General features: G+C 62.6%; 6 protein-coding genes and 1 pseudogene. All 7 read left to right on the top strand.

Annotated features, from left to right (window positions below; translation table 11 throughout):
* Window positions 1–429: pseudogene (locus AB0L97_RS38065) on the top strand (hypothetical protein); the annotation flags it as partial.
* Between the two features lie 158 nt (window positions 430–587).
* Window positions 588–1,106: a YbaB/EbfC family nucleoid-associated protein gene (locus tag AB0L97_RS38060; RefSeq protein ID WP_364439796.1), complete on the top strand. Its 519-nt coding sequence runs from the start codon at window positions 588–590 to the stop codon at window positions 1,104–1,106.
* A complete protein-coding gene (locus tag AB0L97_RS38055) occupies window positions 1,103–1,417 on the top strand; it encodes a hypothetical protein (protein ID WP_364439793.1) in 315 nt (104 codons plus the stop codon). The genes AB0L97_RS38060 and AB0L97_RS38055 overlap by 4 nt, the downstream gene beginning before the upstream one ends.
* 1 nt (window position 1,418) lies before the next feature.
* The gene (locus tag AB0L97_RS38050) at window positions 1,419–7,655 is read left to right on the top strand and encodes a toxin glutamine deamidase domain-containing protein (RefSeq protein WP_364439790.1); all 6,237 of its coding nucleotides are present in this window, start codon (window positions 1,419–1,421) and stop codon (window positions 7,653–7,655) included.
* Window positions 7,656–7,857: 202 nt separating this feature from the next.
* Window positions 7,858–8,349 carry a DUF6301 family protein gene (locus tag AB0L97_RS38045; RefSeq protein WP_364439787.1) on the top strand — a complete coding sequence of 164 codons (492 nt, stop codon included), beginning with the start codon at window positions 7,858–7,860 and terminating at the stop codon, window positions 8,347–8,349.
* Window positions 8,346–8,804: a hypothetical protein gene (locus tag AB0L97_RS38040; protein ID WP_364439784.1), complete on the top strand. Its 459-nt coding sequence runs from the start codon at window positions 8,346–8,348 to the stop codon at window positions 8,802–8,804. Before AB0L97_RS38045 ends, AB0L97_RS38040 begins: the two co-directional genes overlap by 4 nt.
* A complete protein-coding gene (locus AB0L97_RS38035) occupies window positions 8,801–9,328 on the top strand; it encodes a DUF6301 family protein (protein ID WP_364439781.1) in 528 nt (175 codons plus the stop codon). Before AB0L97_RS38040 ends, AB0L97_RS38035 begins: the two co-directional genes overlap by 4 nt.
* Window positions 9,329–9,680 lie beyond the last annotated feature (352 nt).

Raw genomic sequence — 9,680 nt, 5'->3', positions numbered from 1 at the left:
CCCGCTACACCGACGAACCTGTTAAGGTTCAACGCCAAGCCACCTGGCCCATTTCGTTTGGCAACTCTGGCCAACAATCACTTAGCGCCATCAACGTTCGATGTCCGAGATCTGCGGCGGGACAATGGTAGTCATCTGGAAGATGTCTCCCGCGCCAGCCCACGGGAAAGGTACGAGCGGCTGGTTCATCGTCCGGCCGACGGCGGCGGTAGCGCTGGACTGCTTACTGGCCCCGTCAATGTGGTGTCACAGCCCCTGTTCGTGCTGCAATGGCATGACCTCACCGATGACGGGCGCTACCTCGAGCGCCGCAGCGGCGATCAAGTCACGGTGAGTCCCGCTTCGGTGGAGGGGCTGTCTACTCAATTCATGACCTGGATCGAACGTGCCCTGCAACGCCTGCAGGAAGATGCGCGCACCAGGTGGTAGCTGTTCAACTGGGCTCACAGTGGCCCGCCCGGACCGCTGCACGTGCGACAGCGTCGGCGCGGCACACCGCCAAAGAAACTGCGAACCAATGGAACCGATCGGCGGTCTGCTGCGTCGGATTAGATTGACGGACTCGATCTCGGATATGAGGAGCACGAATGGCTGGCATCGAGCAGGATCCTCTCGACGCACACAGCAGTGGGCTGGGGCAGCAGGTCGGCTCGATGCTTGAGCAGTTGCAGCGGCAGCGCGAGGGATTCGTCGCTGCGCAGTCCCGTCTGTCGTCAGCGACGGCTGAGGCGTGGTCCTCCGACCGGTTGGTTCGCGTGGTGAGCAATATCGCCGGAATCCCCATCGAGGTGCATGTCGTGCCGGAAGCGTTCAAGCGCTCCACTCCCGAGAAGCTGGGCCGGTCGGTCACCGAAGCTGCCCAGTTGGCTGCTCGACTGGTTGCCGAGCGGGCCCAGCAAGCACTCGGCCCCATCGAGCAGCTGGTGGACGGCATGCCTGACCTTCCCGACCTCATCCCCGGCGCTCCCAGCGTCAAAGACCTGTTCAAGTCAGTCGTCCCGCGGCCGCCCAGCCCGACGCCCTCGAAGCCCAAGCGGCCTCGCGTCGATGACGATGACGAAGACGAGTACTTCCGCAACGCCTCGTATCTGGAGGAGCGTCCGTGAGCGACTTCGGCGTCAACCCAGAGGCCCTGCGGGCTACCCAACCTCGGTTCGTCAGCGCGGCCGATCGCGTCAAAGCCGCAGCCGCTGATTTGAGGCGAGTTATCGAGGCCGAAGGCACGTGCTGGGGGTCGGACAAGATCGGACAGTCCTTCGCCAAGGATTATGTGCCCGGCGCAGACGACGGGTTGAAAGGGACAGACGGCCTGGCGAAAGTACTGACGAATCTGGGTGACAGCGTCGTCATTATCGCCGACAAGGTTCAGGCGCAAGATCAATCAACCGCTGACAGAGTGAACCAGATCAGGCCATGACATGGGCATAGAACTCCCGGGCGAACTGCAGTGGGTTGCCAAATGGGTTGTCGGCGCGGGTGACTGGCCCGAGGGTGACGAAACCGCGATGCGGCGAGTCGCCGACGCATGGGACACCTTAGCCACCGCGCTCGACAGCGATATCGAGGTCGACGCCGACGGTGCCTTACGAGACGTCCTCACCGCGCTCGACAGCGGCAAGACCCATGACGCGCTCGCCGACTACTGGCGGCAAATCGACGGGCCAGAGGGATCACTGCCCGCGTTGATCAAGCGATGCCACTCCCTGGCCGACAGCCTGAACGACGGCGCTAATGACATCGAGCACACCAAGATGGTCATCATCGCGGCACTCGTTATCTTCGCTGCCCAGGCGCTTTGGGCATTAGGTGTCGCTGCGACAGGGATCGGCGCCCCGGCTGCAGCAGCTGCGGAGGTCGCCGCGCGGGTCGCCACTCAGATCACAATCCGGATGGCGATCAGACAACTCATCCAGCGCATGTTGACGCGGGCCGCGGCCAAAGCCGCCGCCCGCGCCGCGTTGAAGGGCGTCGGCTGGGGCATCCTGCAAAGCGGTGGCGTGGACCTCGGCGCCCGCCTTGTGCAGATCGCCGATGGCCACCGCGATGGACTAAACGCCAAGGACTGGAATCAAGTCGGGCTCGGCACCTTGACCGGAACGGTCGCCGGCGCGATCGGCGGCGGACTTGATGCCAGCGGTCTCGGAAGTAACGCAGTCGAGGCGGCAAGCTCCAAACTCGGCAAAGCCGCCACCCAAGCCGCTGTCGACGGCGCCGTCGGCACGGCCGCCTACGCAGCAGGCACTGCAGCGACGGTGCCGCTGGGCGGAAACTTCGAGTTCGGCGCACCGATGGTGACCTCATCCGTCGCCAACGGCGCCATCTTTGCCGGTGCGGGAGCCCACCACAACCACGACTCGACGGCTCCGAGCGTCGACCATGGCACCGGGCCGCACCTCGACCTCAGCAGCGCCCAGGACATTGGCACAAAGCCATCTCCAACCATCGAGGCCCAGCCAGCTCCAGCAGTTACGACTGAGACCAAACCCAGTCCTCAAATACCGGCCGTCGAGCACACCTCACGCGAGGCACCGCCGTCGCCCACTCAGCATGAAGTCACTACGGCGCCAGCCTCCACTGGCACAGAAACAGTTCGTCCGGATCACCAGCACGACAGTCCATCGCCGACCACCGCGGACACCACCAGTCGGCCGACCGTGCATAGCGACGCGCCGCCCGCTGCGACGCAACCACTCGCGCATACCGACGCGATGCCCCCAGGCCATCACGAAACCCCAACGCTGCTACAGGAACAGTCCTCGCCGTCGCTGGCCGACAACCAAAGCAGCGGTCCGCGGATGGAACGCCTACCGGACGGCTCCACGCTGCTGTCTGGGCACGGCTCATTGGACATTGAAACCGTTCTTCATCCGCCCAACACCGAGTCAACCCACGCGCTTGATACGCCGACCGTCGAACCCGACGCGGCGCCGTCGGGCGTGCACGCACCAGCCTCGACGCCTCACGGGGCCCCCAGAACAGTCAATGATGTTTCTGACCTGGTCTCGGGCACACCGACGTCGCCAAGCCATCCGAGCACAAGTGCGGTTGCGCCCGTGACCTCGACGGCGGTGGCTGATGGTCCTTCGGTACCGACAACCTCTTCGGTAGGCCCGTCACCCACTCTCGGCCTGAGCGCACCTGCACATGAGATCAATCGGCCGAGCGCACCCAATCACACTGTCCCTGCAGATGCTCCGCACGCGGGATTGCCCACCTCTACTTCCGTTCCCCCGGCAGCTGCACGTCCTGACACGCCCACGGCAGCGCGACCGGAGGCTCGGCCCCCGCACGCTGCTGCGCCGGCCCCAGCCTCAACGCCGAGAAGCGTGCCACATGATGCCGAGTCCACTGCCGCTCGGTCTCTTCATGAGTCTGAGCGAAGTTCTCGCGCTTCGGAACTGCGGCCGGAGTCTGATCGGCCGACCACGACGATTCCAGAGCACAGGCCCCCTCGGGAGGACTCCTCCGTCGCTCGGCCGCATGATTCTCATCAGCCGCCGCGTGATCCCGGCGCTCCGGCTCAACACCCTGCCCCTCGCGAGGCACCGCATGTCAGCGAAGCTCGCCCTGAGCGCGAGCGCTACCGACACCAGGCCGATGACGACAGCCGCCTGACTTCGGCCACGCCGCGCGGACGCTCGAACGAAGACGCCGCCTACGACGTGCACCGCTTCACCGACAACCCGGATGACCCGGTCGCGCTGATCAGCATCCAGGTGCACCTCTCGTCCGGCGACCACGTATCCCCGCGGGAACTAGAGCAGGTCCTCGAAAACGCCCAGCTGGGCGCCGACCGAGCCTTCAACAGCGGTGAGCGACTGCTCAGCGCCGACCGCCTGCTGGTCGATATCGTCCGCACCGAGGACCCGGCCGCCGCACACCTGCACATCAATGTCGACCACGCGCCGACCGGCCCGAACACCTGGCACCCGAACGACCACCCCGACGTCCTCGCTGACCACCTCCGCCACCAACTCGGCCTGCCCACCGATACCGGGCACACACCGGGTCTCGACGCGGTGGACCTGCGCCACATCAGTAACGACATCGCTCGCGCCAACACCCCGTCCCGGTTCCAGGACCTGCCCCAAACGCGGGTTGTCGGCAACGGTCGACTGAACCACCTCGAGGATTCGGCCTTCCAAGCCGCGGTTGAGGATGCGCTCCGCAACGGCAACCGCTTCCTGGTCGGAGCCGATCCCCGCACCAACCCCTACGGGCAGCTGATCAACGACGGCGGTCCGGAAAATCCGGGGCGCAGCAACAACTGCGTCGAACAAGCGCTGGCCGCGATCTCATCCTTCCACGGCGACCCACAGGTCGGGGTCCCGAGGTGGGCCGATGTGCTGGCAGACGGAACACTCGATCGCACCGGAGGTGAAGAGGGGGGACTGGAACGCGCTACCGAATGGCTCGGGGGTGAATGGCAAAACTTCGACCATCAGGGCAAGACCATCCAGGAACAGTTCGACGCACTCCACCAATGGATTGCACACCTGGGCCCAGGATCATCGGCACTGATCGTCAACGAATGGCATGCCCGCGACGTCAACACAGGTGAATTGCGCTACCACCCCGACGGCTCGCCGGTGGTCGACGGCTCGCACGCCACCGTCATCGTCTACCCCTACGACGCCAGCGGACCCGTATGGTGGGATCCGCAGCAGCGCCTGCTATCAGATACACCGCCGGCCTACATGTCCGCGAACTCATCGTCGCTCTGGTTCATGACAAACGGCCCCGATGGAGGAATCAACAGTGCCAGAACAGCTTCAGACGCGGGAGCAAGTGGAACAGTATCTGGCACGCATCTTCTCGACCGATCAACAGTTCCAGATACTCAAGACCGAGTACGGGTGGGTCTGTCGGAGGATCCTGACGCCAGAGGAGACCGCCAAAGGAATGGGACTCGGGCTGGGGAACTACGTGATCAACGCCCAGACCGGAGTAGTAACAGCCCATTCGAGCCTTCCCCCGCACGTGATCGGGCAGATGTACGACGAAGCGATCCGGAACGGACAACCGATTCAGGGCAGCCAGGTCTACCCACCCCGGTGGCGCGTGAGCATCCAACGGATACAGGAAGATCAGCAGCAGATCGAGTACCGGCTCGAAGCCCAGTCGATGGCGCAACCCCCAGAACCGACCATCTCGCACCAACTCCTGATCGACAAGCACACCCTGGCCTACCAACCGACCGACACCACATCGGCGAACGCAGTGGCCTGGGCAGAGATGCGCAATCGGGTGGACGGGACCTGGCCGGAGCAAGGGACGTTCGAGTACTGAACCCGCTGGGCGCCGCGCCCAACGAAGTACTCACGCCGAGATCGGCGCAGGTGCCGGACATCGCGCCACCAGGCCACACTGAACCAGGTGGGCCGGATGGTGATCGGCACGAGCGGCCCGATGACCGGGACCCGGACTCTTCCTCGGAGGGATCAAACTCCTCACGTGACGATCAGTCGACCCCGCCGGGCATGTACCGCGGCGAGGACGGCATGCTGCACCGACCGGGCGATCCGGCCAACACCTACCGAGACCCCGATGGAAGATGGCATAAATTCGGAGACCCCGAAGGCACCTACCGCGACAGCCAATATCAGCTGAGGAACGGGAGTGGCTGGGTCACCGATCCCGCGGCCAGAGAGGACATCGCCTTCCTGGCAGATAAGGGTCCGGCCCAAGAGCACGAAGTAGCGAACCCAGACATACGGTCAAGGCTTGACGAACTGGCCGCCGACGCTGTCCGCCAAGACCGCGACCGCGCCGCTGCTGCCGAAGTCGTCAAAGCCCATATGAGAGAGTTCGACGTCGACAAGATCGACCAGCTGAGCGAGAAAAAGCTCGCCGAGCTCATCGAAGACAGAGAAGACCGCATCGCCAACGACCCTTCGCTCACCGACCAGGATAAAAAAGCCAAGCTCGAGCGGCTGCACGAGATGCGAGACAACGCCCGTGACTACAACCGCCTCGGCCTCGAGAAGGCACTCACGTCAAAAACAATGGGGGAGTTGGGTGGAATCTCCCACGCCACCGACCGTCCCGACGCTGTCCTGCTGACCCCGTTCGAGAACGCGATAGATGGACGCGACACCTTCGACGTCATCTCATTCACCGGTCATCCGCCAACGCTGATCATCGATGAATGCAAGGGCGGCACTTCACCACTGCGTGCTGCCAATACCGAAAACGGACGCGCCCAGCAAGGCTCGCGCGAGTACGCCGAGCGCACCGCGGCTATCGAAAAAAATCTCAAGCAACTTCTCTCGGAGACCCCGGAGCAGATGCGTGCGCGCGGCCTGGACCCGAGCAGCCCGGAAGGACAACAGTTCTTGAAGGCTCGCGATCAGCTGCTCCGAGCCCACGCCGACGGAACCCTCCAAGTCGAGTACAATCTTGTCCACGTATCCCGCGACGGCACCGTCACCGTGTCGCATTTCAATATTGAACGTGACGGTCAGTCGTTCTTGCCGGAGATCCTTGGCGGCATTGATAAGTCTCACGCCTTCGAGCTCGTCGAGAGACGAGAGCAGGAACAGCAAATGGCGAAGGAGATGGAGGATCTTCGGGTCGAGCTACTGCAAGCACTGCATCCCGACGACCGTCAACCCGTGTTGGATGCGGTTGAATTCGCGCAAACAAGCGCTGTCCCCGGGAAAACGGTAGAGGAGTTGCGGAGCCAGATCCTTGAAGCCATGGAACGGATCAACTCGGTCCCAGCCCTGGAACCCGGAATCTTGAGTAAGGAACTTTTCGCGGCTTATGAACTTCTGGACAAAGTTCACGAGTTGGAGAATGAGAGAAGCCAAGCAATCTTGGCCAACCTCGATCTGCACCCAAGTCTCAAAGAGGTCGCCTCTGAATTGGTGGCGGCCGAGATCGTTGATCGGGACCGAGCACTCATCGCCAACCTGCGGGCTGTCGATCGCGGATTGATGAATTCTCTGACGGAACGAATTGTAGAGTCCAGAGAATCGCAGCTGCCGAAGCGTGCGCAACTCTTGGCGCAAGCTGCTGAAAAGGTCAAGGAGCTGACAATCGGTCGCGATAGCGGGCGGGGGGCGGACTTCACGCGCGCCCTCGAAGCGCACCGGGCGATCGAGCAAATCGTCGCCGCAGAGCGCGTAAACGATGCTCGCATTATCGAGGCGATCGGCCTTGCCCCTCAACATGTAGTGGAACTGTCTCAGGCTATTGCGGAATCGCGAGAAGAATCGCTTACGCCGTTGAGAGACGCTGTTGCTCGCGAGACAATACATCAGCATAATCTCGCTGTAGAACAAAATCCCACCCTGAGGATCCCGGAAGGGCGGGAATCTTCATTCGACGCTAAGGCGTACCTGCTTTGCCTGGAAAATGAACCGAGTGGCTTCGACAGGAGTAAGCAAGCATACATCTATGAGTTACCAGGCCGAGCGCCAATTCTTGTCCCCTATGACTCGCTAGCCCCGCGACTGGCAGAAGCCGCGAAAGCTATTGAACGGGGAGTTTCAGTCGATCACGTCGCATTGGTTCATTTGACCCGGATCAGTCAGGCCATTCCGGCGCAGGAGGCGGCTCTTACGCGGCCAACTGCTGAGGAATTGCAGATGCGCGGCCGTAGCCGAGACGTGGCCCGGGAACGTGAAAGAGGACTCTATCGGGGGTATTGATGCGACGGTGAGCAGTAGGTGAGTGATGACCATAAGGGTGCTGCCATGGCAATGATTCGCGCTGTATTGCGGCGGCGGACAATGCACTATACGACAGCCCGCAGAGTGCAGAAAGGAGGACTATCCATGTCAAACCAGGTACATATCGCCCGGTTTGGTCGTGATCGTGAGATTCTGTCCCCAGGCAATGTAGGGTGTTCCTGTGACTGAATGGCGCACCCTCAGTGACGCGGAAATCATCGAGCTGGCGACCCGACTGCGGTCGTTGGATTGGTCATGGCGGATGTCCGACATACCGCAGTTGGCCGCCGAGTTCGGTTGGGATGTTCAGAGTCTCGGGGAGCGGTCGGCCATCCTGGACGTGGGCTTCGGGATGGCGAGCGGCGGTGTCCAAGGCCGCGGTGACCAGGCTGAAGTGATCGAAGTGGCAGTGACTTCCAGGGCAAGCAGAGACACGGCCGGTCAAGCATCGTTACGCGATTCTTTCGCGCGGATGGCGTCGACGCTTACCGATAGCCTCGGAGAGCCGTCGAGTCGGCAACCTGGCGAAGTCCCCGAGATCCGTTGGGCGGGGGAGAAGACGACGCTGCAACTGGCGTGCCTTCGAACGACGGTACGTTTGTACCTGGTCACCAACTCGTGGCTGGCTATGCACGACAAGACGATAGAACTGCAAGAGCAGGGACTGATATGACCAGTTGGGCAGAGTTCGCCGATGGTTTGACCCAGCACCTGGCGACCTTGTCGACTGGCACCGTCGTAATCATAGGTGAGGCCGGACAACCAAAAGCGCGGCGCCGCTTCGTACAGTTCCGGCAACTCGACGACATGATTTGGGCCGAGCTACCGGGCGACAGCTGGCTCGATCCCGATATACGAGTCGGTGACACCGGAGGCCAGCTCATCACTAGTTGCGGGTGGCAGCAACCCGACGCCGACCACTGCGACAACTGGTGGTACGAATTGCAGTGGCCAGCCGCCTCGGACGGCTACCGACAGTTGGCGTCGCGGATAGTGACCGGCCTACGCGACGCATTCGGTATCTCGGATCCGGCGACGTTAGTGTACGAGGCATGGAACGAGCGTGACGGTTATCGCCAGGTGGAGTTGCCGTACCTTGGACTGTCGACAAGAGGGAACGTGCTATGAGTAGCGTCGGTTCGAGCTCTGACGACAGTGCGGCCGGTTGGCGGGTGATGGACGACTTAGCGATCGTCGAGCTAGCCCTCCAGTTACAGTCGCTGGTCTGGTCGTGGCGGATGGATAACCTTATGCGGCTTCTGGTGGTCTTCGGCTGGCGGGATCCGATCATCCAGTCCAGTGACTGGGTTCGCTTCGACAGCGGCCTCGGGCCCGGCAGCTGTGACGTGATCGGCAACGGCGGTGACGCAGAACGGATCGAAATCGCGCTCACCACCCTGGCTTCAGACGACGCCGCTGGTCGAGCTGCGGTACATGCGGCGTTCGGTGAAGCCGCTGCCGCCCTGACCGCCGCAATCGGAAAGTCGACTGCGGAGATCGGAGACTCGATTTCCGAGATCCGCTGGACTGGTGAGGAAACAACACTGCTGTTGACCGACCTGGGCCTGAGGGTGCGACTGTGCCTGGTCACGAACGCATGGTTGGCCCAGTACGACGAGGCCAACGATCTGCAGGAACGATGGACCAGCTGATCAGCCGCTTGTAGCGGATCGCTGGTGAGTTGTACGGCGCCTTGGAGGCAGTCGCGGCGCGACTACGCCCCAAAGCCAGCGTATCGTAGGCCAATCCATACGCACGGCGCGGAAGCGACCGCCGTGGGGCCGGATTCGGTGCTGACTGAAACGTGGGCCTCCAACCCAACCACAGGCCGCTGCAAGCGCCGGTTACTGATTCGCGTGTTTGTACTGTTCAAGTACCTCGGCAGCGATGCGCCCGCGGCTAGAGACCGTGGCCCGTTCCCACTGAATGAGACCGCTCGGTATTAGAGTCCTGATGGCCCTGATGAGGGTCGGAAGGGACACTGAGGGACATGGCAGGACGCAA

The sequence above is a fragment of the Nocardia sp. NPDC051911 genome (assembly GCF_040681035.1).
GTDB classification, from domain to species: domain Bacteria; phylum Actinomycetota; class Actinomycetes; order Mycobacteriales; family Mycobacteriaceae; genus Nocardia; species Nocardia sichangensis.
The sequence above is the reverse complement of the archived record's forward strand: the minus strand, read 5'-3'. Positions and strand labels throughout refer to the sequence as shown.

Bases quoted from the DNA above. Each gene is read 5' to 3' on its own strand.
- AB0L97_RS38060 (WP_364439796.1), top strand. From the start codon at position 588: ATGGCTGGCATCGAGCAGGATCCTCTCGACGCACACAGCAGTGGGCTG.
- AB0L97_RS38050 (WP_364439790.1), top strand. From the start codon at position 1,419: ATGGGCATAGAACTCCCGGGCGAACTGCAGTGGGTTGCCAAATGGGTT.
- AB0L97_RS38040 (WP_364439784.1), top strand. From the start codon at position 8,346: ATGACCAGTTGGGCAGAGTTCGCCGATGGTTTGACCCAGCACCTGGCG.
- AB0L97_RS38035 (WP_364439781.1), top strand. From the start codon at position 8,801: ATGAGTAGCGTCGGTTCGAGCTCTGACGACAGTGCGGCCGGTTGGCGG.